The sequence below is a fragment of the Novosphingobium sp. G106 genome (assembly GCF_019075875.1).
GTDB lineage: Bacteria > Pseudomonadota > Alphaproteobacteria > Sphingomonadales > Sphingomonadaceae > Novosphingobium.
The window spans coordinates 1,476,722-1,500,800 of the sequence record NZ_JAHOOZ010000001.1; the positions used below are offsets into that span (position 1 = coordinate 1,476,722).

The 24,079-nt window shown below is 64.5% G+C and carries 22 protein-coding genes and 2 tRNA genes; 11 read left to right on the forward strand and 13 right to left on the reverse strand.

Annotated features, from left to right (window positions below):
• The first annotated feature begins 108 nt into the window (after positions 1 to 108).
• The 3 genes from recJ (at position 109) to KRR38_RS07040 (ending at position 2,171) form a co-directional block, all read left to right on the forward strand.
• Complete coding sequence (gene recJ, locus KRR38_RS07030; RefSeq protein ID WP_217399962.1) at positions 109 to 1,896, forward strand: single-stranded-DNA-specific exonuclease RecJ; 1,788 nt, start codon at positions 109 to 111, stop codon at positions 1,894 to 1,896.
• Between the two features lie 77 nt (positions 1,897 to 1,973).
• Positions 1,974 to 2,048 (forward strand) — tRNA-Glu (locus KRR38_RS07035).
• A 48-nt stretch (positions 2,049 to 2,096) separates the two neighbouring features.
• A tRNA-Glu gene (locus tag KRR38_RS07040) sits at positions 2,097 to 2,171 on the forward strand.
• 119 nt (positions 2,172 to 2,290) lie between these two features.
• Here KRR38_RS07040 and KRR38_RS07045 read toward each other — a convergent pair.
• A complete protein-coding gene (locus KRR38_RS07045; RefSeq protein WP_217399964.1) occupies positions 2,291 to 2,740 on the reverse strand; it encodes a hypothetical protein in 450 nt (149 codons plus the stop codon).
• 748 nt (positions 2,741 to 3,488) lie between these two features.
• Between KRR38_RS07045 and KRR38_RS07050 the strand changes: the two genes are divergently transcribed.
• The 6 genes from KRR38_RS07050 to KRR38_RS07075 all read left to right on the forward strand — a co-directional run bounded on the left by KRR38_RS07050 (position 3,489) and on the right by KRR38_RS07075 (position 11,562).
• Positions 3,489 to 3,689, forward strand: a complete 201-nt coding sequence (locus tag KRR38_RS07050) for a helix-turn-helix domain-containing protein (RefSeq protein ID WP_217399966.1) — start codon at positions 3,489 to 3,491, stop codon at positions 3,687 to 3,689.
• Positions 3,686 to 5,596: an AAA family ATPase gene (locus KRR38_RS07055; protein WP_217399968.1), complete on the forward strand. Its 1,911-nt coding sequence runs from the start codon at positions 3,686 to 3,688 to the stop codon at positions 5,594 to 5,596. The genes KRR38_RS07050 and KRR38_RS07055 overlap by 4 nt, the downstream gene beginning before the upstream one ends.
• Positions 5,597 to 5,816: 220 nt before the next feature.
• Positions 5,817 to 6,134 carry a hypothetical protein gene (locus KRR38_RS07060; protein WP_217399970.1) on the forward strand — a complete coding sequence of 106 codons (318 nt, stop codon included), beginning with the start codon at positions 5,817 to 5,819 and terminating at the stop codon, positions 6,132 to 6,134.
• Positions 6,135 to 6,163: 29 nt separating this feature from the next.
• Positions 6,164 to 7,597 carry a D-Ala-D-Ala carboxypeptidase family metallohydrolase gene (locus KRR38_RS07065; protein WP_217399972.1) on the forward strand — a complete coding sequence of 478 codons (1,434 nt, stop codon included), beginning with the start codon at positions 6,164 to 6,166 and terminating at the stop codon, positions 7,595 to 7,597.
• 184 nt (positions 7,598 to 7,781) lie between these two features.
• Positions 7,782 to 10,253, forward strand: a complete 2,472-nt coding sequence (locus KRR38_RS07070) for an ATP-binding protein (RefSeq protein ID WP_217399974.1) — start codon at positions 7,782 to 7,784, stop codon at positions 10,251 to 10,253.
• A gap of 235 nt (positions 10,254 to 10,488) precedes the next feature.
• Complete coding sequence (locus tag KRR38_RS07075; RefSeq protein ID WP_217399976.1) at positions 10,489 to 11,562, forward strand: hypothetical protein; 1,074 nt, start codon at positions 10,489 to 10,491, stop codon at positions 11,560 to 11,562.
• 84 nt (positions 11,563 to 11,646) lie between these two features.
• Here KRR38_RS07075 and KRR38_RS07080 read toward each other — a convergent pair whose 3' ends face one another.
• The 3 genes from KRR38_RS07080 to KRR38_RS07090 form a co-directional block, all read right to left on the reverse strand.
• Positions 11,647 to 12,279 (reverse strand): hypothetical protein, encoded by a 633-nt coding sequence (locus KRR38_RS07080; protein WP_217399978.1) that lies wholly within the window; start codon positions 12,277 to 12,279, stop codon positions 11,647 to 11,649.
• Positions 12,276 to 12,584 (reverse strand): MarR family transcriptional regulator, encoded by a 309-nt coding sequence (locus KRR38_RS07085; protein ID WP_217399980.1) that lies wholly within the window; start codon positions 12,582 to 12,584, stop codon positions 12,276 to 12,278. Before KRR38_RS07085 ends, KRR38_RS07080 begins: the two co-directional genes overlap by 4 nt.
• 118 nt (positions 12,585 to 12,702) lie before the next feature.
• On the reverse strand, positions 12,703 to 13,044 hold the full coding sequence (locus tag KRR38_RS07090; protein WP_217399982.1) for a hypothetical protein: 342 nt from the start codon (positions 13,042 to 13,044) through the stop codon (positions 12,703 to 12,705).
• 99 nt (positions 13,045 to 13,143) lie between these two features.
• On the opposite strand from KRR38_RS07090, the gene KRR38_RS07095 reads away from it, so the two are divergent.
• A protein-coding gene (locus tag KRR38_RS07095; protein ID WP_375293412.1) for an IS3 family transposase occupies positions 13,144 to 14,309 on the forward strand; the annotation gives its coding sequence in 2 pieces (ribosomal slippage) (positions 13,144 to 13,396 and positions 13,396 to 14,309; 1,167 coding nt in all).
• 54 nt (positions 14,310 to 14,363) lie between these two features.
• Complete coding sequence (locus tag KRR38_RS07100) at positions 14,364 to 14,786, forward strand: hypothetical protein (protein ID WP_217399985.1); 423 nt, start codon at positions 14,364 to 14,366, stop codon at positions 14,784 to 14,786.
• 474 nt (positions 14,787 to 15,260) lie between these two features.
• Here KRR38_RS07100 and KRR38_RS07105 read toward each other — a convergent pair whose 3' ends face one another.
• The 9 genes from KRR38_RS07105 to KRR38_RS07145 form a co-directional block, all read right to left on the reverse strand.
• Positions 15,261 to 16,559 carry a site-specific integrase gene (locus tag KRR38_RS07105; RefSeq protein WP_217399988.1) on the reverse strand — a complete coding sequence of 433 codons (1,299 nt, stop codon included), beginning with the start codon at positions 16,557 to 16,559 and terminating at the stop codon, positions 15,261 to 15,263.
• A gap of 228 nt (positions 16,560 to 16,787) precedes the next feature.
• Positions 16,788 to 17,324 (reverse strand): bifunctional adenosylcobinamide kinase/adenosylcobinamide-phosphate guanylyltransferase, encoded by a 537-nt coding sequence (cobU, locus tag KRR38_RS07110; protein WP_217399991.1) that lies wholly within the window; start codon positions 17,322 to 17,324, stop codon positions 16,788 to 16,790.
• A gap of 19 nt (positions 17,325 to 17,343) precedes the next feature.
• A complete protein-coding gene (cbiB, locus tag KRR38_RS07115; protein ID WP_217399994.1) occupies positions 17,344 to 18,282 on the reverse strand; it encodes an adenosylcobinamide-phosphate synthase CbiB in 939 nt (312 codons plus the stop codon).
• Positions 18,275 to 19,258 (reverse strand): threonine-phosphate decarboxylase, encoded by a 984-nt coding sequence (locus KRR38_RS07120; protein WP_217399997.1) that lies wholly within the window; start codon positions 19,256 to 19,258, stop codon positions 18,275 to 18,277. The genes cbiB and KRR38_RS07120 overlap by 8 nt, the downstream gene beginning before the upstream one ends.
• A complete protein-coding gene (locus KRR38_RS07125) occupies positions 19,255 to 19,974 on the reverse strand; it encodes an adenosylcobinamide-GDP ribazoletransferase (protein WP_217400000.1) in 720 nt (239 codons plus the stop codon). Before KRR38_RS07125 ends, KRR38_RS07120 begins: the two co-directional genes overlap by 4 nt.
• Positions 19,971 to 20,540: a histidine phosphatase family protein gene (locus KRR38_RS07130; RefSeq protein ID WP_217400002.1), complete on the reverse strand. Its 570-nt coding sequence runs from the start codon at positions 20,538 to 20,540 to the stop codon at positions 19,971 to 19,973. The genes KRR38_RS07125 and KRR38_RS07130 overlap by 4 nt, the downstream gene beginning before the upstream one ends.
• Complete coding sequence (gene cobT, locus KRR38_RS07135) at positions 20,540 to 21,553, reverse strand: nicotinate-nucleotide--dimethylbenzimidazole phosphoribosyltransferase (protein WP_217400004.1); 1,014 nt, start codon at positions 21,551 to 21,553, stop codon at positions 20,540 to 20,542. Before cobT ends, KRR38_RS07130 begins: the two co-directional genes overlap by 1 nt.
• The gene (locus KRR38_RS07140) at positions 21,550 to 21,960 is read right to left on the reverse strand and encodes a DUF1636 domain-containing protein (RefSeq protein ID WP_217400006.1); all 411 of its coding nucleotides are present in this window, start codon (positions 21,958 to 21,960) and stop codon (positions 21,550 to 21,552) included. Before KRR38_RS07140 ends, cobT begins: the two co-directional genes overlap by 4 nt.
• The gene (locus tag KRR38_RS07145) at positions 21,960 to 23,948 is read right to left on the reverse strand and encodes a TonB-dependent siderophore receptor (RefSeq protein ID WP_217400008.1); all 1,989 of its coding nucleotides are present in this window, start codon (positions 23,946 to 23,948) and stop codon (positions 21,960 to 21,962) included. The genes KRR38_RS07140 and KRR38_RS07145 overlap by 1 nt, the downstream gene beginning before the upstream one ends.
• Positions 23,949 to 24,079: the final 131 nt, after the last annotated feature.

Sequence of the window (24,079 nt, forward strand, 5' to 3'; positions counted from 1 at the left end):
TTCCTCCCTCTGCTCGCGCCCTGCATAGCGCCTCATTCGACAAAAGAATTCCCAATAAATACGGGTATCAAGTCTTTCCGGTCGGAAGCGGATAGGTTAGCCCCGCGCATGGCTTCGCAACCGGCATCCCTCTTCGGCATCGAATCCTCGCTCGGCGGCAAGGCCTGGCGCTGGCGCGGCGGCAACATGGACCTGGTCGAAGGCGTTGCCGGCCTCGAAGCCGATATCGTCACCCAGCTCCTCCTAGCCCGCGGCGTGCCGAGCCACGATGTCGAGCGCCAGCGCGCGCCGTCGCTGCGCGCCTTCCTGCCCGACCCTTCGCACTTCCGCGACATGGACGCCGCCGCAGAGCGTATCGCCCAGGCCGTGCTCACCGGCGAGACGGTGACGATCTACGGCGACTATGACGTCGACGGCGCGACCAGCGCGGCTTTGTTCATCCGCCTGCTACGCATGCTCGGCCACGACGCGCGCTACTACATCCCCGACCGCCTGCTCGAAGGCTACGGCCCCTCGGGCGAGGCGCTGGTGCGCATATCGGGCGAGGGAAGCAGCCTGATCGTCACGGTCGACTGCGGCGCCATGGCACACGAGGCGCTGGCCATGGCCCATGCCGCGGGTGCCGACGTGATCGTCGTCGATCACCACAAGTGTTCGGCCGAACTTCCCGTCGCCGCCGCACTGGTCAATCCCAACCGGCTCGATGAAGGCGAGACCGGCGCCGCACACGGGCATCTTGCCGCGGTCGGCGTCGCCTTCCTCGTCGCCGTCGCAACCGTTCGGGCGCTGCGCCAGCAGGGCTTCTTTGCCGAGCGGCCGGAGCCCGACCTGTTTTCACTGCTCGACCTGGTCGCGCTCGGCACCGTCGCCGATGTCGCCGCGCTGCATGGCCTCAACCGCGCACTCGTGGCGCAGGGCCTCAAGGTCATGGCCAAGCGCGAGAACATCGGCATGGCGGCGCTGATCGACGCGAGCCGGCTGAGCCGCCCGCCGAGCTGCACCGACCTCGGCTTCGCGCTCGGCCCCCGCATCAACGCCGGCGGCCGTGTCGGCGAATCGACGCTCGGCGTGCGGCTTCTGACCAGCAACGACCCCGAGGAAGCGAGCGACATCGCCGCCCAGCTCTCGCGCCTGAACGAAGAACGCCGCGCGATCGAAGGCGAGGTCCAGGCCGCGGCCGAGGCGCTGATCGCCGCGCAACACAACCGTGCGGTCATCGTGCTCGCCGGGCGCGGCTGGCATCCGGGCGTGATCGGCATCGTCGCCGGCCGGATCAAGGAAAAGACCGGCAAGCCCGTTCTGGTCATCGCGCTCGACGCCGACGAGGCCGGCAACGGCAAGGGATCGGGCCGCTCGATTAGCGGCGTAGATCTCGGCGCGGCGATCATCGCGGCGCGCGAGGCTGATCTTCTCGTCGCGGGCGGCGGACACGCCATGGCTGCGGGTCTCACCATCGCGCCCGACAAGGTCGATGCGCTGGCCGAATGGCTCGACGCCAGGCTGGGTGCCACGGTTTCTGCGGCGATGACCGCGCAGGCCATGCTGCTTGATCTCGCCATAGCGCCAGGAGGGCTTACCCCCGCGCTGGTGGAAACGCTCGACAGCGCCGGCCCCTATGGCATGGGCTGGCCCGGCCCGCGCGTTGCCGTGGGGCCCGTGCGGCTGGTCAAGGCGGACCTTGTCGGAACCGACCACGTCCGCCTGATCGCACGCGGCGACGACGGCGCCAGCTTCAAGGCCATAGCTTTCCGCGCCGCCGAGAGCGCGATGGGCCAGGCCCTACTGCACGGATCGCAGGGCCGCCGCCTCTGGCTCGCCGGTCGCGCACGGATCGACGACTGGGGCAGCCGGCCCCAGGCCGAGCTTCATCTCGACGACGCCGCCTGGGCCGACTGATTTATCCCGATAGAGGGCTTGACCCCCCGGGAAACCCTTCCCTAAGTGCGCGGCCTGCCGTCGGCACTAGCCGGCACGGCCCCTTCGTCTAGCGGTTAGGACGCGGCCCTTTCACGGCTGAAACACGGGTTCGATTCCCGTAGGGGTCACCATCTTCTTGCTCACATAGAGCCAAGGCGATAGGTCGGTGTCGGCACTAAGGCCCCTTCGTCTAGCGGTCAGGACGCGGCCCTCTCACGGCTGAAACACGGGTTCGATTCCCGTAGGGGTCACCAATAAAATCAGTCACTTAGGGTGACATGATTTGATGGTGACGGCAGCTTCCCTCAAATTCTCCCTATTATGTGGCTCCCGCCTCTGGCCCCCAAGCAGGCCCGGCCAAGCCAATGCCAATCTAGTCGACAACGGCAATGGCGCATTCCTGGCGAAGCCAAGCGCGCGCCGCATCCCGCAGTAGGGAAGTGGTCTCGCCGGACGCTAGAGCCATCATGTCGGCAATCGCGCTCGCCCTGCCGTCAGCACGAACAGCATCATCAGCGAGGATCCAGCATTTCCCCCGGATGCCTTCTTCTACCGCTATAAAGCGCAGCACTTCTGGCATGAGACAGAGCGAGATGGCCGAGCCATCCGCCATGACAACCATATCCTCTGTCGCTTCGGCTCGATAGGCGCCTAGGTTGCGAACGTCTGCGGCGAGGTCGCCGATTAGAGGAAGTAGCAGAGGGCGATCCGCTTCGATCTTTACCGCCTCCCAAAGCGTTCGCGCCATATCGTTTAAGCGCACCAGAGGGGAGGTGGCGCTCTTACGGAAATCCGTGTTGTCGCGCTTGATAGTATTTTTCATCACATAACTCCCGCGCCCGGCATTGGGCGAGAAGAAACCTCAGGCAATTTGCAGGATCGGGCAATCCCCACGCCTCCGAGCGCTCGCCAGACCGCACCCGATACTTCGGAATTCATCGGATGACTGTCGAGTTTTCGATGAGACCGACACCATTTCGCACGCAGTTGTCCGATACGTGTTGGGCAAACTTTATTTTCAGGCCCTTCCCGGCAGCCCGGCCCCGCCGACCGTGCAGCATCGCGCAGCGGCTCGATGCGCGCGGAGGCTCCTTCAACGCCGGCCGAGACGGGCGGAGAGCCGCCTGTCATCACGATAACGCCCGGCCGCGGGGCGTAACGAGCGCTTATCACCCCTAGCATCCCCCGGAACCAGGGCGCATCGAAGGGTGCATGCCCTGTGTAGGCCACATAGCGCCCTAGTCCGCAGGGCGCCAAGCGGGGCGACCGGCCCCCCTAGGGCTGGCGCCGCGTGCCGACCCCACCCCCCGGCCCCACCTGGCCGGCCGCGCCGATCTCACTATCTGGCTCCCGCACTAATTTTTTTGAGGATCAGAGCAGTTCCTACAAAATGGGGTAAGATGTTGGTGTCGGGCGCAACAACGGGCACAACAAATAAATGCGCCTTAAATTCCAATAGCGAATTAGTTACGACCACTACGCTGGTTACATAGTGCCCTTCCCGCAGGATTTACTCCGATCTGTCGGCCGACTAATCGGAGACCAACGGACACAGAGGGCTGCACGCGACGATGGATACTTCAATTGAACCGCTGGCGGATACAGTCGAGGTTGCAGCAACTCGGCTGAGCATCTGCCGCGCCGAACTATACAAGCAGATTGCAGCCGGCCGGCTCGTCGCCCGCAAAGTTGGCCGCCGCACCCTCATCGAACGCACTGAACAAGCCCGCTGGCTTTCCGCTTTGCCCCTCAAGGCTGCGCACGCCGCATGAGCGAAGATAGCCCCTTCGCCATCCGCGACGCCTCCCGCGATATTTTCGCCCCGGCGGAGCACGAAACCTCGCCTGCCGATTTCGTCCAGCCCTCCTGGATGACCGCCGCCCCGGCGGATGGGCAGACCCCATCTGAACGCGACGCAATGCAGGCTGCGGAAATCGAGGCTACACGGACGCAGCGAGATGCCGACCAAGCTGAGGAAGCTAGCCTCCAAGCTACATGGGAAGCGCGGCAGGCTGAGGATGAACGCCAGCGCAAAGCGCAGGAGGATGCACATCATGCAGCCCTTCGAACGCAAGACGACGACTTTCACGGCTGGCGGACCCGGCTACATTTCACGATCGAAGGTCACGGCTCCGAAGGCGACGACATCACCAGCGAATGTGGTTCCGGCGGCTGGGACATTCTGAACGATGATGCAGTCTGCGCCGCACTGAACGCCGCGATCCCGGAAATCAAAACCGTGATTGCACCGTGGGCCGAACACTTCCCCTCGATAGGGTTCATTCAGCACGACGGGGATGGCGACCTCTTTTTCCATCTCGTGCATCGAGCTGGCGCCGCAGGACTGTCGCCGGAGCGCCTGGGTGAGTTTCCCGAAGTTCGCCTGCAGGTGCCAGCGCTGCCCGGCAGGACAATCGTACTGCAGGCCGAGACGCAACCGGTGAACGCGACACGGATCTTCGAGTGGATGCGCGAGGAGGGTGGCCCCTACGCGAGCTGGGGCGGGCCGGGCACCGAGGGGTTACTGCCGATCGCCGGTGAGAGCCGTGACGTATGGCTTTGCCGGGTTGCGCTCAACGAAGATGTCATTGCTCGAGCGGTAGAACGCTGGTCGGCCAGTGGCAGATGCCCCGCAATATATCGCCACTTCGGTGATATATCGGAACGTGCCGACGGCGACCGCGATGTAGAATTCATCGCCGACAAACGCATCCCACGCGGCTTCCTGACTTTTCTGGTTGGCGACAGCGGCATAGGCAAGTCCAGCCTCGTCCATGAATGGATCGCAGCATTTTCAGGGGTCGCAAACGGCCGGCCCACCACCGTCCTTGGTGCCGAAGTCCCCGGACGGCTCGTTTGCGCACTCATATCCGCAGAAGATGGCCCCGCCAGGATCAATCAGCGCGCTCGGGATCACGCGAAGATATGGGACAGATGCAGCTATCTCACGTCGCCCGACCCGCTGCGCGACCTGGATCATCATCTGGCGCAATTGCGGCAATTGCCCAACCTAGACCTTGTCGTCTTTGATCCCCTGGTCTCCTTTTTGGATGACAATGAAGACCTGGCCCACATCGCCCGGCCGTTCTGCAACAAACTGACCCAGTTTGCGGCTGACATGAACTGCGCCGTTGTGTTGGTGCATCATATCAGGAAGGGCAAGCAACCGCCTCGAACGCTTGCCGAAGTTTTCGACCGCATGCGCGGCTCCTCCGACTTCAAAGCCGCCGCGCGAATGGTCATCTGCATGTTGAAGCGCCGCGACGGCATCGTAGTCATCGGTCCCTGCAAGCACAACTTCGCCGACCGCGATGTCTGGCTTCCGAAGTTTCAGGGCGACGAATACCGCGTGGACGACGAAACCTCCACGCTTGTGCCTCTCAATGCCGAGGTAGGCGGCCCCGACGATCTGGACGGCCCCGATGCGGCGGCCGAAGTCGAAATGAGGGTTCTGGCCACGGTCCGGCGCTGTAATTCGAGCGGCGTCATCGTACTGCGATCGGGCAAAGCCGGGTTGTTCGAGAGCCGGCCGCAGGAACTCACCGGCATCTCGCGAGCGGCGATACTCGCAGCGGTCGATAATCTGGTGACAGCCGGCCAATTGATCGGCGGCGGTCGCGCGGGCCTCCACCTCCCCGCCCCTTCCGCCGCTGACGAAGGCAGCGCGACGGATGAATAAGCCCGCGCCGGCTTGTTCGGCTGCACTCACCACGCTGTTTTGGGGCGAGGTGTTGAGCGCCCAACCGGCGGCCCTTCACAGAGCTTTCAACGAGCACCCCCTCGGCGGCGCGGGTGTTCAATTCCACTACCCCTCAGCCGCCTCGGACCCAAGGAGCAAACCACATGGCCGACCTTATTCATTCGGTGCGTCAGATGCCTGGCGAAAACCTGTTCAACGCGTGGCTACGCGGGCTCGACACGGCGCCCCCCGGACACTGCGGCCCGATCTATATCGGATAACCAGCAAGCAGCTTGTTGGCGCGGTGCGGAGCGGCCCGCGCCAACAAGACCTGCACTGTGGCCAGGCGGTCGAGGTCGACCGGCCGTCCGCGACGATCCACCGCATCTATGACCCTTACAACCCGCCACTCAACGCGATCATCTCTGTCGCACGGCGGCTGCAGGAAGTTCTTTTGGAAACCGGCGCCCTCGACGGGCGGCCTCTGCCCTTCCCCGAGTTGGCACCCGCATGGTGCCACACCGCCAACAACAACTGACACCACTCCAACCTCAGGAGGCCCGCTCCATGGCCCGCGAACCCAACTTCTATTACCAAGACCCGACTGCAGCGATCAGCACGAGCGTTGCCCGCGCCATCTTCGGCGACCCGGCCATGGCGCAGGCTCAGGCCAAGGCGCGGACCGAGGCAGCGCTTCGCGAAGCCCAGACACGCGAGGCCGAAGCCCACGGCCGGCTCTATGGCAGCCAGGCCACCGGCCAGGACACGCAGAACACCGCGGGCGCGAGCCTGCCGGAGATGTTCCGCGCCTTCGCCGCATCGCGCGCGCCGGCTCCCCCGCCGCCCACCGTCGCTAGCCCCGGCTTCGAGAACTTCGACGCGCCCATGCCGGAGCCCGAAGCACGCCCAGATCCCACGTCGTCGCTGGCGAACCTGATCGCAACCATCGGCCAGATGAACGGCAAGGACGCGGACCCGACCAAGCTGATGGGCTCCTATGGCGCCTTCGGCGGGGATGACGAGCTTGCCCGCCGCGGCCTCGTCGCGCAGGGCCATACTCCCACCAAGGACTTCGCCATCACGCCGGAGCGCGCGGACGAGATTGCGGCGACCGATGCGGCCGCCAAGCAGAAGCAGGCCTGGGGCGTCGCCGATCGCAACCACGCGACCGATATCCCCGTCGCCAACATCCGCGCGAGCGCGAGCCGCTACGGTTCCGACCAGAGCGCGGCGGCGAGCCGCTACGCGACCGACGGGCGCACCGGCACGGCGAACTTCAAGGCCGGTGGAGCCGCGCCCAGCTTCGACGCCATCAAGAAGGTCTTCCCCAACGCGACGATGAACAGCGGATGGCGCTCGGTCGAGCATAACCGCGAAGTCGGCGGCGTTGCCAACTCCACCCACCTCGGCCTCACGCCCGGCGTGCAGGGCTACGACCTCCCGGTGCAGCCCGGCCTCACGGTCGAGCGCGCTGCCGCGTTGATCGAGGAAGGCAACCCCGGCGTGCGCGTCGTCGAGGCTCGAGACGAAACCGGGCGCAAGGGTCCGAACGGGAAGCCCCTCGGTGGCTGGCACTTCGCCTTGGCGCACGACGCCAGCTATGCCGCACCGGCCAAGCCCGCCGCGGGCAAGGGTGCAGCTCCCAAGCAGGTCGCCGGGAAGAACCTCGCCGATCTCGATCAGCAATTGAATATCGTCTTGGCTGGCCGGGGGCTAGGCACGCTGAACGAGGATAAGACGTTGACGGGCGGCCTCGATCCGATCGCGAAGAACCGTATGCGGTCAGAAGCCATCCGCCGGTTCCAGCAGAGCGGCAACCCCGTCGAGGCTGCCATGGGCGCTTTCGACGAGTTCGCACGCCGGGGGCGGGCCAAGCGTCTGTCGCAGCCACAGCCCGCCCCCGCTGGCGACAATCAGCGCGTCAGCCCCGAGGCGGCTGCCAAGCTGCCCAAGGGTACGCGCTTTATCGGCATGGACGGTGTGGAGAGGATCAGGCAGTGACTCTCTTCGCTCGCCACACAGCCTGCACGAACATACCCAATCATAAACCCCGTAACGATCGACACCGAGCACGGGTGGTGAAGCCGAAATTGGGGATCGCTTTGAATCGAGCTCACCTTGCCCATAATCCGATAACATCTAAGGCTCTTGCCGGATCAAGTTTAAGTGCGCGCAGGGGGGCAACGTGGGACCGTTCGAAGTTACGAAAGAGGTCGTCTCAGGGCTCAATGACACTCAGCTGCGGAAGCTGCTGGAAAACCTGCTCTTGGCTGAAGCGAACCAGCGGAACATTGCCCACAACGGGATCGCGGTAGGCGGGAATCAAACGGCGGGCGACGGTGGGGTCGATGCCTCAATCGCCTGGACCGGAGCACCCAAGCCCGCAACATGGCTGCCGCGAAGACACATATTTTTTCAATGCAAGGCAGAGGCCATGGCCCCCGCCAAACTTGCCAAGGAAATGCGCCCAGGCGGCCCGCCAAGGCCGATCTTCGCTGACCTTGCCCGAATGCGCGGCGCCTACATCATATTCTCGACCGACGATCCGTCGAAGTCAGCAATGGATGACCGCCTCAATGCAATGGTGGCGGCGACTAAGGACGTCCGCAACGCCGAACGAATCCGTTTCGACTTCTATGGCGCCGACAGAATTGCGCGCTGGGCCAATCTTCATCTCGGCGTCGCCATCTGGCTACTTGGACAGAACGGCCGAGCGTTGGGCGGATGGCGTCCCTACGGCGATTGGTCAGCGAAAGGTGCGGTAAGCCAACCCTACATTGTTGATGGCAATGCTCGCGCGTCATTCGACGATGATCTTGTCGACATGAGTTCGGCGATTACGAACATTCGTGCCGCCTTGCGACAGACCGGCGGTGTCGTGCGACTCGTGGGCCTGTCGGGTATGGGCAAGACACGGCTTGCTGAAGCATTGTTCGACGAGCGCCTTGGCGAAGGCGCGCTAGCAAAGGCGAAGGCAATATACGGTGACGCCGGGCGCAACCTCGAGGTAGGCGCCGCACGCGTAGCCGAGGAGCTTATGCTCGCCGGGGCCGACGCCATCCTCGTAGTCGACAATGCCAATGTGGCTATCCATAGCCAGCTCGCCGAGATCGCATGCCGCCCCGGCAGCCGCATCAGCGTACTGACGATCGATTACGACATGGGCGGCGAAAACCCGGCGGGGCTTCTCGTCGCGCTCGGAGAAAATAGCAAACTGGTGCTGATATCGCTTCTGAAACAGCGCGTCCCCTCCCTGAGCGAGGCCGAATGCCGCCACCTGGCCGAGTTCTCCGGCGGCAATGCCCGGATTGCCTTGAAGATCGCGGAGGGCGTGGAAAAGGGAGTAGACTTGTCCACGCTCAACGACGGCGAACTACTCGAGCGGCTGTTCCAAGTCGGCCGCCAGGAACGCGATCCCAGCGCGCGCGCCTGCGCCGACGCCGCCGCACTTGTCTACGCCTTCTATGTCGAAGCGGGAGACGATCATTTGGCCGAGCATACCGCGCTGGCGTCTATCCTTGGCGTGAATGTCGATACATTCTTCCGCAATGTTGCGACCTTTCTCGAATGGGGCGTGATCCAGCAACGTGGGCCGCAACGCGCGGTAATGCCGCCGCCGTTCGCAAATATGTTGGCGGCGCCATTCATCCGCCGCAGCGATCCCGCGACGCTGCTCGGTCACTTCCTCGCTGCGCCGCCCCGCCTGTTGGCTTCGTTTGCACGCCGTCTCGGACAGCTTCACAACGAGCCGGCAGCGGTACGGCTGGCCCAGCTCCTGCTCGGTCAGGACGGCTTATTCGGCGAGCCCGCCATGCTCGATGAGTTGCTTCGTCACGGCTTTATCAACTTGGCGCCAAGCGCGCCCGAGGCTGCTTTAGCGGCATTCGAACGATCACTTGCCGGTCCTAATCGTGACCGGCTGCTCGATCCACACGCTGAGGGGCGACGCTATTATCCCGAGCTTCTCGTCCATCTCGCGCACGAATCCGTCCTCTTCGCGCGGGCAATGGAGGTCCTGTTGGCGTTTGCGCTTGCCGATGGCGATGCCGGGGACGACCGCAAAGCAGCCAAGCATTTTCTCGAGCGCTTCTGGCCACACCTCTCATTCACGCTCGCTGACCAGGCGACGCGGCTAGCCTTCATCGACCGGCTTCTCGACGATCCCGACGGTAAGGTCTCGGCGCTCGGCTTAGAAGCCTTAGATTATATGCTTGAGGCAGGGCATTTCAGTTCGTCTCTAAATCTTGAGTTCGGCGCGAAGGCGCATTTGACTGAGTGGCAGCCACGCAATGGCGACGGTTATGGTAGCTGGTTCAGCGCCGCGTATGAGCGTGCTGGCCGTGCCGCTCGCGCTAACGGCCGGGAAGCGGAGCGAGCGCGTGCCATTATCGCCAGCCATTTCCGCGAACACCTCGACGCAGGCTTACCAGAGCTGTCTATTGAAGCGATCCGCGCTGCCCGCGGCCACGGTTATTGGGACGCAGGCTGGCGCGCAGTTGTCGATGGCCTGAGCTTCAGCGGCCACGGGCTCGGCGACAACATACTGGCGGAAGTGCGAGCGCTCGAGCACGAGCTGCGCCCCCCGCACACTCGACGAATGCTTCGATGCCTTCGTGATCGGCGAGCCCTGGCGGCACTGGCGTCCCGACCGGACTGAGACGCGCCCAACGCGCAATGTCGGGAAGCTATCGGAAGCCGTGGGTGTATGCCTCGCTCGAAATGGCACCGACCCGTTGCCCTACTTGACGCGTGCAATCGCCGGGGAAAGTCAGAACAGTGCTTTGGCATTCGCCCGCGGCCTTGCCCGGACCAGCGCTGAACCGGCTGAGCTATGGCAAAGGACGTGCGCGGCGTTCGCTGCAGCGGACAGCGATCGGCGGAATCCAGACGTCTTGACTGGCATCATCGACGGTGCGGCGCGGCGGGACCGAGTTACCGTCGAGGTATGGCTCGACGCGGCGGTCACCGATCCACTACTCGCCGAGCACCTTGTCGCGCTGCAGCTTGCCGTACCCCTCGACGCCATCGCGATGGCGCGATTCATCCGCGGGCTAAGGCACGGAGCCGTTCCAGGGTGGAGCTTCTCGCAACTCCAATCTGGTGGCGTCACAAGACCCATTCCCGGGCCTGCGCTGGCGGAATTTCTGGGCCAACTCTATGAGGCTGAGGGCGGCGTCCTCCCAGCGCTTCAGATTCTCCACATGCGCATTTTCGGCGATCGCGGCGACCAGCGCGGCATCGACCCGGCTCTTCTAGCGCTCGGCCGCAAATTTCTCGTCGATCAGAGGACCTATGTTGAAGAGAATACGAAAGAGGACCACGGCATTGCGACCATCGCAAGGGTTTCGTTGGTCGGCGAAAGCGCCGCCCTGGCCGCTGCAGCGGTCTGCCGGGCATTGCGCGGCGAACCTGGCTCGGAGAGCTATTATAGCCGGGAGTACGACACGCTCTGTGGCGTGCTGATGAAGTCGTTTCCGCGTGTCGTCCTCGATGAGATTGTAGCACATAAAGCGCGTCGTGGGCTGGCGGCCCGGTTCTTCGGTGGTCACGTGCGCAACGACGACGATATCGACCAGGCCAAGATTGTGTTCGATGAAACGGTCGCGCTCGCATGGGTTCTCGACGCGCCGGCCGATCGTGCCCCCATGCTTGCCGAGCTAGTGCCATATTCGCGAAAGGTGGAGGAGACCGGCTTACTCGAGTGGTCTTCTTTCGCGCTGGCGCTAATCGCCGCGGCCCCAGACCCGGTCCCGACATTAGTAAATTTCGGCAGGCGGTTCTTCACGGGGAGCGGATCGGGTCCTTTCTCCGCCCGCTTCGTACGTCGCCGGCCGCTTGTGGCTGTGATGCTGACGCATGATGATGTCCGCGTACGCAACTGGGCGCGTTCTACAAGCCAGGCACTCGAGGAGAGCATCCTGCGCTGGGACGAGCGGGATCGCGATCACGAGAGTCGCTTCGAATAGGGTGCCGCCTGAATGGAATGTGCGCTTCGGAACGGAGAACGCAGCGTTGCGCGCTCCCGTCAGCCCGCGGTGCCCTTGGCATAGTTATTCAGCATCGGCAGGCGGTTCCAATTCAGCCGGTTCCATAGTTGGTTCGGCCTCGGGGGCCGCTGTGCCGCTCACCGACGGATCTGCCGCGATAGGGCGGACAGAATAGTTATCATATGCCGCGTCTGACGCCGCCGCTGCAGCATCCGTCGCCGACTGGGCCGCCTCCGAAGCCGCCGCTGCCGCCTCACGGGCATTAACCGGTTCCTGCCAAGCTCGAACGATTGGCCAGCCGGCGGCAACCAAGAGCACTATGCCCGAAAAGATCAGCAGCCACCGACGGCGAATGAGGTTTCCTCCGCTGCCCAGACCTCCGGTAATGCGTGCTTTGACGGCGCGGTCAAAGGCCACGGAAATCCCTCGCTCAAACTGCGGCGGATCAAAGCGATTCACAGATCCAGGTGAGACAGCGGAACGGCCATATTGGAAAGCCACAGCACTCGCCAAGACCGCGAGCAGCATCGTCGCCAGGCCCCAGACTAAAATGCTATCTCGGGCCTCTGTCGCTCGAAGTGCGCAGACGTAGCCTTCCGAGTTTCGGCAAAGCTGGATACGCCTATTGGCCAGCCACCACGCGAGCGCCGTGATCGCTGAGCAGCCGGCTAGCCCGGCGAATACAATGCGCCTCATTCGCTAGCCTCGTCCGCAAACTCGTATAGAAAGCATTCGCGTGTCACAGCGCCGAGCATTGCGGTCCTCGTCTTTGGATCAGGCCGGTGGCTGTCGACCGGGATTTTCCACCGAGTAACTACGCCTTTGGCGTGCAGGCGGCCCAATACCCTATTGACCGTCTGCCGGGGCAAGCCGAGCGGCCGATAGATCTCGCGCAGCAGGGCCGGCGCGCCTAGCTGCTCCATATAGGCTATCACCTGATCTTGGACGATCGGCTGGTTCGCCCATTCACCAAGGTTGTTGCGGATCGTATCGGCGGCCATGGGCGGGACTCCCTCGGGCAAGCGTGTCCTGCGATTCTCGGCTTTTGTGGAGTCGGTGTCTAGAGGGTGAAGTTGCAATTGCCCGATCGAACGGTACGACTGATTAAGCGACGCTTTTTCAGTTCGGTAGCAATCTGCGAGCGATTTTCACCATGAGCTTCATCAACTGATTTTGGTTGTGAATATGACGCTCGAATGCAGCATAGTCGAACGCCGGATCGAACTTTGTGAGGTCGCCGCGTGACTCCAAATCGGGCTTCAGTTGATCAAGGCTTCTTTGAATACGCGTAAGAATGCTCCAAGTCTGAGGGTCTCTAATTACTGCAGTCCTTATCGCAAATTCCAAGTCTCGCACCGCATCAAGGTAGGTCGCGCATCGCAACATTATCTCGGCAACATCGCCAACCTCGACGCCCATAATATGATTCTGAGGTTGCCAAGCTTTTTCGAGATTATCCAAGGCGTGGTGGATAATCTTGCGGTCTTCTTTGACTGGTCTGAGCCCCGCGATTTCCTCCAGATTTGAGTAGAGTCCGGCCCATCGAAGGAGTCGGACGGAATGAAGCGGAGCAGGTTCAGCGAAGAGCAGATCATTGCGATCTTGAAGGAGCAGGAGGCCGGGGCGCCGACGGCGGACGTGTGCCGGCGTCACGGGGTGAGCAGCGCGACCTTTTACAAGTGGAAGGCCAAGTTTGGCGGCTTGGAGGTGTCGGAGGCGAAGCGCCTGCGGCAGCTTGAGGACGAGAACGCGAAGCTGAAGAAGCTGCTCGCGGAGGCGATGCTGGACAACGCGATGCTCAAGGAGATCACCGCAAAAAAATGGTGACGCCCGCTGTCAGGCGGGAAGCGGTGGCTCACCTCGAGCAGGTGTTTGAGGTGAGCCAGCGGCGGGCGTGTGATGTTCTGGGCGTGGACCGGACGATGGTGCGGTATCGCAGCCGGCGAGGCGATGACGGTGCGATCCGGGAGCGGATGCGCGGCCTGGCGGCGGAGCGTCGGCGGTTCGGCTATCGCCGCCTGCACTGGCTGCTGGGGCGCGAGGGCGTCGTGATCAACCACAAGAAGTTCCGCCGGCTGTACCGCGAGGAACGGCTGCAGGTGCGTCGCCGCGGTGGCCGCAAGCGGGCGCTGGGCACGCGTGCACCGATGACGATCCCGCAAGGTCGCAACCAGCGCTGGTCGCTCGACTTCGTGTCGGACGCGTTCGCCTGTGGCCGGCGGTTCCGTATCTTTGCGGTGGTCGACGACTTCACCCGCGAGTGTGTCCGGCTCATCGCCGACACCTCGATCTCCGGGATGCGCGTGGCGCGCGAACTCGACTGGGCGATTGTCGAGCGGGCACGTCCGGCGATGATCGTCAGCGATAATGGCACCGAACTGACCAGCATGGCGATCCTGCGCTGGTCGAAGGAACGCAACGTCGAGTGGCACTACATCGCGCCGGGCAAGCCGCAGCAGAACGGGTTTATCGAAAGCTTCAACGCCCGGCTTCGGGACGAGTGTTTGAACGAGACGATCTTCACCAGCCTGCCTCAGGCCCGATCGGTGCTCGCCGCCTGGCGACATGATTACAACCATCACCGGCCCCACTCGAGCCTAGACAACATGACCCCGGCCGAGATGGCAGCCAAATCAGTCGGCAAACCGGGTTGGGGGTTAACCCCCAACCCGGTTGTCATCACGCCCAAGCATGGGCATCAATCGGGCCACCGGCTCTACTCTTAGGTGGAGGAACGTCGGGGCTCAGACCACGCAATATCCCTCCACCAGAGTGAAGAGGTGCTCGTTTCCGAAGATGGCGAGTTGCTGGCGGACGAAGATGGTAATTTGTTAGCGACAGAAGACGGCGGCCTCGGCTCCGCCGACGATCACGAACTCACTCCTGAGGAAATGGAACTACGGCAAGGCGTCGAGTCCATCATTCAAGCTGGAGATCGACGCGAGTCCAAGGCCACCGTTCGCAAACTCCAGCTTATCAATGATAGCTGGATCGCGATGCATGAACCGCAAGGCGGTAGAGCCGTTCCAGCAATGGTTGCACCGGGCAAGGTGGTGAACTTCAAACGATCAAAGGTCACCGTTCGCGGCCATCTTTACCGCCGGAACGGGCGGCCTGTTGCTTTCGAGGTGACAGATGTCTTGGATGGAGGAAGCGCGACAACGCTCGAGGGCCACCCCGGTTCAGGCCAGTTGCCGGGCTGAACTGCTGCATCGCCAAGAGGCGGATGCCTGCGGGCCTAGGCGAATTTCAACGCGCTCCAAGAAATGGCCCCTCCGACCGCTGAGCCTCGATGGGGGCTCGAATGCCGATATGTACGCGGACGCCGCAATGAGAGGTTGAGAGTAAATTGCATATCGCAACTGACTGGCTACCGGGAGGCCGGTGATCCGTTTTTGCCCTCCACCGAGCAGCTACCCTAAATCAAGCGTCGAGCCATCCCCGCGACCGCAATCGCCGCCCTTGGGGATGGGGATGACCGGGCCGGCACCCAATGATTTCAATGACTTACCGTCCCCGTCGAGACGGGGGATGCGCCACTCGTCCATCCACTTTTATTCATGTATTCCAGTACCTTACTCCCTATCCCCATCCCCATTCCCGCTAGAGAGAGGGAGGGTGTGTCATGGACCCACCCCCCCTCTTGCTCGATAGCGAAGGAACCGGCGGGGACGAGATCAAGTGATGGAGACGACGTTATTAGCGGGGACCGGCACCCCGATCGAGCCGAGCAGGCTGCGCACGACATCCGAGACATAGGACGGCGCGAGGTGGGCATAGTGCCGCTCGGTCATCCGTGTGTCAGCGTGCCCGAGTTGCTGAGCGATCACGCCCATAGGGGCGCCGCGCATAGCCAGGCGCGAGCCGTAGGTATGCCGAAGGATGTGGAAGCTGATCGCCGGCTTAATCGACGCGGCCACGCATGCGTCGCGAGTGCGGCGAATTTGGTGGGAGGTATCCCAGCCCTCGCCACTTGCCTGGACGAGCAGGAGTGCGCCGCGCTCCTTCCCTTTTGCCAGCCGAGCGAAATGGGCCACGCCCTCGTCGGTCAATGACACCGATCGCCCCTTCCCCGACTTGCTGATCTCCACCCGGATCGCGGCGGCGGCCCCGTCGAAGTCCTGAACCCGCAGCCGGCACAGCTCGCCGTAGCGGCAGCCCGTGAGCAGCGCCGCAGCCACGATGTCACGGAAGTCCGCCGGACAGGCGTTGAGAAGCCGCACGGCCTCCGCATCAGTCAAGTGGCGCACCTTCGGCGCATCGACCGCCCGCGTGGGGGTGGCCGACTGCCACGCTGTCTTGGCTGGGATCGAAATGCCCAGTTCCTCTTGGTTCTTGAACGCGAGGTTCAGCACGGCCTTGAGGACGGTGAGCATACGATTGGCGGTCGCCAGGCGACGGCGCTGGGCCTCGGTGTCTTTCGGGTCGAAGGCAATGCGCTTGCGGTCGCCGGCCTCATCCTTAGCCTGGCTGCGGGTCAGGCGCCCGGCCTCGCCCATCTCGCGGTGCCATGTCTTGATCTGGGTGGCCGTTAGCTTGCGTACCTCGACCTTGCCTAGGGCGTCCTTGATCCGGTTGAGCCGCAGGTTGGTATTGTACTCGTCCTTTCCGCGACGGTGCTGGTAGTCCTTGAGATAGTCATCGCAGGCACTGGAAACCGAGTAAGGTCCGGCCGGTGTGCCATGCTCGGCCCGCGCCAGTTCATCGAACCATTTGCGCGCGGCGGCCTGAGCCTGAGAGAATGACAGGACATCCATGTCATTCGCGTCAAGGGTGTCGTCAGCCATGCCCAGCTTCTTCTCGGCATACTTCTTCCCGTCGTAGGTGCGAGCGAGCCAGGAGCCGGTGCGTAGCCCCTTGTAGTAGCCGATGTGCTTCCCCGCCTCGATCACCCGATAGTAGGGCTTCTTGCGGGCTTCCAGACGCTCCCGAACGGTGCGGCTATCTAGGCGAACGTCGCGGACTGTACGGGCCATGGCTGGGGCTCCTTCTCTAACTTCCCCAACTTCTCCCTAATACACATCCATGTTCCCCGATAGCCCCCGGTAGACTGACTATCAAAGAAATGGCGGATTTCAGCCATCCTGAAACCCGCCAGTTTTCGTCTGTAGACAGAGCTTCAGCCCTCTCACGGCTGAAACACGGGTTCGATTCCCGTAGGGGTCACCAGGCTTTTCAAGAGTTTGAAAAGCGATCTTCACCGATCATCGCTGGTGCACCGGACTTGGCGCCGGTTTTATCGTCATGGGCAGGCCGGCGAACATCATCACCACTTCGTCTGCTACGGCCGCGACCGCCTGATTGATACTGCCGGCATAGTCGCGAAACTGGCGGGCAAGCGCATTGTCAGGGACGATCCCGAGGCCCACCTCGTTGGCGACGAGGATCACCGCCCCCTGACGGCCCGTTACAGCCTTCGTAAGCGCCTGCATGGCCGCGGCTAGGTCGTGTTCCGCCAGCAAGAGATTTGACGCCCAGAGGGTTAGGCAGTCGACCAGGACGACGCTATTCGTTCGCGAATTGGCCTCGATCGCGGCCGGTAGGTCGAGCGGTTCCTCGACCGTCGCCCAGCGCGCACCGCGGTCGGCGCGGTGTCTTGCGATGCGATCGACCATTTCCGCGTCAAAGGCCTGGGCCGTGGCGATATAGATCAGACCGCCATGCAGGGCTTCTGCGCGCGCCTGGGCATAAGCGCTCTTTCCCGACCTTGCGCCACCAAGAACCAACAGGCTTGATTTCATATCCGTCCTCCCAACGGCGTCAGCCGACCCACGCCACCGCCGCAGCTATCATCCAAAGACCGAGGCATGCGCGGCGGTAGATCGTCAGCGCTTGCCTGATATCGATTGCACTAGCCGTGTCGCGACCGTCGCCGATCCAGGCCTTTTCCGAGATGATGCCGTCATAGGCGATAGGGCCGGCCAGGCGCAGGTCGAGCGCGCCGGCCATCGCCGCCTCGGGCCAACCCGCATTCGGCGAGGCATGCTTGCCTGCGTCGCGCCAGAGCGTACGCCAGCCTCCTCCGCCGCAGATGCAGATCAGCAAGCCGGCAATACGCGCCGGCACGAGATTGAGCAGGTCGTCGCTGCGCGCCGCGGCCCAGCCGAACGCACCCCAGGGTGCCTCGCGGTGGCCGATCAGACTGTCGGCGGTATTGATAGCCTTGTAGAGCCAGATGCCGGGAAGCCCGCCCATAAGCAGCCAGAACAGCGGCGCCGCGACGCCGTCGCAGAAGCTTTCGGCGAGGCTTTCGATCGCGGCGCGCGAGACGCCAGCTTCGTCGAGCATGGCGGTGTCGCGGCCGACGATCATCGAGACGGCTCTGCGCGCCGCCGGCAGGTCCTGCGCCTCGAGTGCCGCGGCGACCGGAACGACATGATCGTAGAGGCTGCGCTGCGCCAGGCCGGGCGCGGCGAGTAGCGCGATCGCCGGCCATGCCCAAAAACCGGCATGGTTCAGCAGAACCGCCTGGAGCGCCCAACCGCCCCCGCCGGCAACGAGGAGCAGGACCAGCACTGTCGCCACGCCTCCTGCCTGGCGCCGTATCTTCGGAGAGGAGGGCTCGTTCCACCACCGCGCGCAAAGGGTGATGAGGCGGGCGAAGAAGCCCACAGGATGACCGACGAGCCGGTAAAGCCATCGCGGCCAGCTCAGCACCGCATCGACCGCCAGGGCGAGCAGTGCGACCGGCTCAGCCAAGGGCAAGCGCCCGGTCGAGACGGACAAGCCCTCGCTCGTCGGCGGGTAGGCCGAGCCTCAGCCAGCGAGGGTTATCGGCAAAGGGACGTGTCAGGATCGAGCGCCGCGCGAGGCGTTCGAACAGCGCACCGCCATTGTCCGTCTCGATCAGACGAAACAGCGGGCAGTCACCGATCGGCATCAAGCCATGGCCCTTCAGCATGATATCGAGCGCGGCCGCTTCATCGCGCAGGCGCGAGCGCATGCCCCCGATCCATTCGTTGTCGCGATAGGCGGCCCGGCCGATCGCGAGCGCCGCCGAGGAGACCGGCCAACTGCCCAACCTCTCGCGGAACTGGCCGATGATCTTGCGCGGCCCGAGAACGAAACCGAGCCGTAGTCCGGCCAGCCCGAAGAACTTGCCGAACGAGCGCATGATGATCAGTTGCCGGGTGTCGTCGATGTGGTCCGCGAGGCTTGCTTCCGGTAAGACATCGGCGAATGCCTCGTCGATCACCAGCCAGCGCGCTCCCTCCTGAAGCCGATCAAGCGGCGTCAGCAGGTTGGCGCGCGGTGTGATCCGTCCATCGGGGTTGTTAGGATTGGCGAGCAGCAAGGTTGCCTCGGAACACCCCGCAAACTCGTTGATCGACACCGGCCGCGATTGCCCGAACATCTCGGCATGGGTGCGGTAGGACGGCACGACATGGGCCGCAGCGCCCGGCAGCATGTCACCGAGCAGGCGCAGGCCGATTTCGGTGCCGGGCACCGCGCAGACGTAAGCCGAATCGACACCGAAATAGTCTGCGGCGGCGCATTCCAGATCGGCCAGCGCCTGGACGTCGGGCAAGGCTTGCCAGTCGATAGACATCGCCGATGCACCCGGCCAGGCATGCGGGTTGATGCCCGTCGAAAGATCGAGCCACGGCTCGCCGCTCTCGCCGAAGCGCGCCTTGGCTTCGCTCAGCCGGCCGCCGTGATAGGTCCATTCGCTCATGCCAGGTGCGCCGTGATCACCGCGCCGAGCAGCAGCGCGGTCTCGATCAATTCGATCCCGGCGCCATGGCCATCGCCCGAGATGCCGCCGAGCGTCCGGCGTACCTGCCAGCCCCACCACAGGAACAGCGGCAGTGCTATAAGAAGAGCTGGAACGAACCAGGCAGCCACCAGCAAGACCGTGGCCCAGAACGCCAGATCGATCGGCCGTACGGCGGAGACGAAGCGGGCGGCGAGACCCTGATGCAACGAGGGTAGCCACTTGGTCCAGACCAGCGTTCCGATACGAGCGGTGAAAGGGATGAGCAGGAGCGCCACAAACAGGCTTCGCTCGACCGCAGCATGGAGCAACACCGCCTTGGCGACCAGCTGGAGGACGATGGCGACCACGCCGAAGCTCCCGATATGCGGGTCGGCGAGGACGGCGAGCAGACGCTCGCGGTCCTTGTGCGCTGCGCCACTGGCGTCAGCGAAGTCTGCCAGACCGTCGAGATGCAGGGCGCCGGTCACGGCCACCCAGAGCACCAGAGCCGCGAGCGCACCCAGCCATGGGTCGAGCAGCCCCCCTCCCCAGCCCCCCGCCGCGATAATCGCACCGACGATCAGGCCCACCGCCGGAAACCAGCGCATCGAGGCAGCGAAAGCGGCGTCATCGGCAGTCACTCGCGGTGTCGGCAGCCGCGTCAGGAACTGGATCGCGATGACTAGACCCCTCACGTCCGCAGCCCGGTGATTTGCGCCGACAGCGGATCGCTTAGCCAAACCTCCAAGGTCAGCAGCGCCGCATAGGGCAAGGCGACGGCCCAGGTGTTTCGTTCTCGCAGATCGCACAGGTGCGCCAAGGCCGCGCGCATGGCGCCGCCGTGCGTGACGATCAGTGTATCCCGCGGCGACAAGCGATCGAGCGCTCGGCCAACGCGCGCGACCAGTTGCGACCATGGCTCGCCGTCTGGCGGCGGATTGGCGTCGGGGTTCGCCTGGAACCGAGCCAATGCGGCCGGATCGATCTCTTCGGGCGCCAGGCCGTCCCAGGCGCCGAAATCGAGCTCGCGCCAGAGCGGATCTATCGTCACCGCCAGGCCCTTGCGGTGGCCGATTTCTTCGGCAGCGGCCTGTGCGCGGCTGAGGTTCGAGCAGACGATTGCCTCCACCTCAAGTGCCATCGCCCGGTCGATACAGTCCTGGATGCCCGCCGCGCTCGAGGGGCAATCGGTACGCCCCATCAGGCGGCCCGGGCGTTCGGGCTCGCCATGTCGCAGGAGATGGAGAGTAAACGGCGCCATCAGCCGCCCGCAACGCCGGCTTCGGCGAAAGTAGCCATCTCGGCATGGGCCGCCAGGGCCGAGCGGATCACATTGGCTGCGACTGCAGCGCCGCTGCCCTCGCCGAGCCGCATGCCGAGCTGGAGAAGCGGATCGAGGCCTAGATGCCCTAGCAGGCGGATGTGACCCGGCTCGGCCGAGCAGTGACCGGCGATGCAATGGTCGGTTATCCGCGGCGCCTGGGCCGCCAGCGGCGCCACGGCCGCGCAAGTGATGAAGCCGTCGAGCAGGACCGGAATACGCAATTGCCGCGCGCGAAGCACCGCGCCGACGATACCCGCGATCTCGCGCCCGCCAACCCGACGCAGCATCTCGAAGGCGGTCAACGGCCCATCGCGGTGGAAGGCTAGCGCCTGGTCGACCACCGCAACCTTGCGTGCGATGCCAGCGCTGTCCACACCTGTCCCAGGCCCCACCCACTCGCTGCCGTCGCCGCCGAAGCTGCGCGCGCAAAGCGCCGCCGCCGCCGTCGTGTTGCCGATCCCCATCTCGCCAACGACGAGCAGGTCGAGGCCGGGCTCGACGCTGGCCGCGCCTGCCTCCAGCGCAGCGAGGCAGTCCGCTTCGGTCATCGCCGGGGCGACGGTGAAGTCTTCCGTCGGCCGATCGAGATCGAGCGCCACGATCTTGAGCTCGAGCCCGGCCGCCCGCGCCAGCGCATTAATCGCGGCCCCGCCGGCCTCGAAGTTCGCCACCATCTGCGCGGTGACATCGGCCGGATAGGCGCTGACCCCCTTCGCCGCGACGCCGTGGTTGCCGGCGAAGACGACTACGCGCGCGCGGTCGATCCGGGGGCGCTCGCGGTTTTGCCAGCCCGCGAAGAACAGCGCGATATCCTCCAGCCGGCCCAGCGAGCCGGGCGGCTTGGTCAGCTGTCCCTGCCGCGCGCGGGCCATTTCGATGGCCGACTGCCCCGGCTGCGACAGTTCGTTCAAAGCCGCGTCGAGCGCCGCCGCGGTCGGGAACACGCTCATTCCTCCACCACGAAGCCGGCCGGCGGCGTGCGCGTAATGAAATGGCCTTTCACGCCCTGCGGCCATTGCTTGAAAGGAACGCGGCCATGCTCGCTGGCGGCGTAGTGGACCGCATAGTCGAGGATGGCCCGCGCGGCCTCGTCATCCGGCGTGAAGCGGCCCATGACATAGCCCACCTTGTCCGGCGCGCGCAGATGGACCGTGCAGAAGTCGGTGCAGGCGAAGAGGCACGGCATCTCCTGCACCGCAACGCCGTCATAGCGCGTGTCCGATGCCTTCACCGCCCGCAGTGCCGCGACCAGCAAGGTGCCCCCGCGTTGGCCGCCCGCATCCTCACGCGCATCCCCAGAGAAGCGGCAGGTGTTGCAGGCGACCACGGCTGGCCCATCGTCCACGCGCTTGAGCATCAGAAGCGTCCTCTTATACCGGCATAGATGCTGCGGCCGAGCGTGCCGTAGCGGTAGGCGGTCATGTACTTCTCGTCGAACAGGTTCTCGGCGCGGGCGAAGAAGCGCACCGCGTCGCTCAGCTTGTACTCGGCGCGCAGGTCGACCAGCGTATAGGCAGCGAGCAGCGTCGTATTGGCGGCATTGTCATAGCTCTTGCCCGACCAGCGCACAGCCGCGCCGGTGGTGAGGCCGAATGCCCAGTCATAGCTGATCGAACCGTTGGCCTCGTTACGCGGCCGCCGCGGCAGCCACTTGCCGAAGGTGGCAGTGCCCGCCGAGCGATCGTCGGAAACAGTCCAGCTATAATTGCCGTCGAGGTTGAGCCTGCCAAGCGTAAGCGACCCCTGCGCCTCGATCCCGTGAGCCTCCGCGCGCGCGACGTTCGAGTAGTAACCGGTCCGCCGCGTCGTCGTGCTGCCGGGGACGAAGCAGAGCGGCACAGTCGAGGCCGCCGTGCAGCTGTTGAAGATGATCTGGCCCGTGGTCTTCCGCTCGAAATAGGAGGCGCCGAAGGCCAACTTGCCGTCGAACAGGCGTTGCTCTGCCCCTGCTTCCCAGCCCTTGGCCTGTTCGGGATCGAGCGCCGCGTTGCCGAATTCGGAGAACAATTGGTAGAGCGTCGGTGCCTTGAAGCCCTCGCCATAGCTGGCGCGCAGCAGAGTGCCCGTGGGCAGTCGCCAGACCCCGCCCGCGGCGAACAGCGTCTTGCCGCCATAACGATCGTGATCGTCGTAGCGCAGGCCGGCGTTGAGCGTCAGGCCCGCGATCGGCTCGGCCGCGATCTGGCCATAGACGCTGGTGATCTCCACTTGCCCACGCGTCGGGGCCGGCACCGGCGTCGCCAGCGAGGCTGCCGGCGAGACGCTGCGGAAGCGCGAGCGCTCGTTCTCGGCGCCGGCAAGCAGCGTCCAGCCTTCGGCGATGGCGAAGCTGCCCTGATATTCGAACCGCCGGTTCTTTCCGGCCGCATCGAAGCTCTGCGGCCGCGCGCGGGTGGGATTGAAGCTGTCGCGGTCGGTATCGGTGTAGGCATAGGCGACGCGGTTGCGGAACCGTCCGTCGAGCAGGTCGAAGTTCAGGCCCGCGTAGCCGACGAATTCCTTGTTGAGCGAGTAGTCGAGCGAATCCGCAGTCGTGCTGTCGATCTCTACCCGCGACTTCGCGTAGTAACCGCGCAGGTCGACAGAAATACCTTGCGCCAAGTCGAGCACGGCCCGGCCGCTGACGTTGCGGTTGGTATTGCCGTCGGCCTCCTTGCCGCCGAAGGCCGGCGAGATCGCCGAGATGCCGTCGGTGGTGAAGGCCTGGCCGCCGATGCGCCAGGCGAGCGGCCCGGTCTTGCCGCCGATCGCCGCACGGGCGCTGACCGTCTCGCGCGAGCCGGCCTCGAGGTCGAAGCTGCCTTCGAGCGTCTTGGTCGGCATGGCAGTGACCACGTTGACCACGCCGCCGATCGCCTGGCTGCCCCAGAGGATCGACTGCGGCCCGCGCAGCACCTCGATGCGCGAGGCATCACCGACCAGCAGGTTGGCAAAGTTGTAGCCGCCGCCGGTCGACGAGGGATCGTTGAGCTTGACCCCGTCGATCACCACCACGGTCTGGTCGGACTCGGCACCGCGGATGCGCAGCGAGGTCGCCGTGCCATAGCCGCCGTTGCGCGACACACTGATCCCCGGGGTGCGCAGCAGGAGTTCGGTCACGCCGATGTCCTGGCTGCGGTCGATCGCCGTCTTGTCGAGCACGGTGACCGAGGCCGGCACCTGATCGAGCGGCGTCGCAAAGCGCGTCGCGGTCACCAGAATGCCGCCTGCATCGGTGTCAGCCACCGTGCTGGTGGAAGCGGCGGCATCGGGCGCCGGCGCCTCTTGCGGTGCTTCCTCGGCATGGGCCGTCGAGTAGGCAGCGGTCGAGAGAAGGAAAGTGGAAAACAGAACGGACTTCAACATCGCAATGGGTACCCCATGACAAGGGACCACGCGCTTGGGAGATTCCGCACCCGGCGGGCACGACACATCTCCCGCACAAACGCGGTCCAGACATGTCGTCACTCGGGTTTACCCCCGTCCGCTCGGCACAC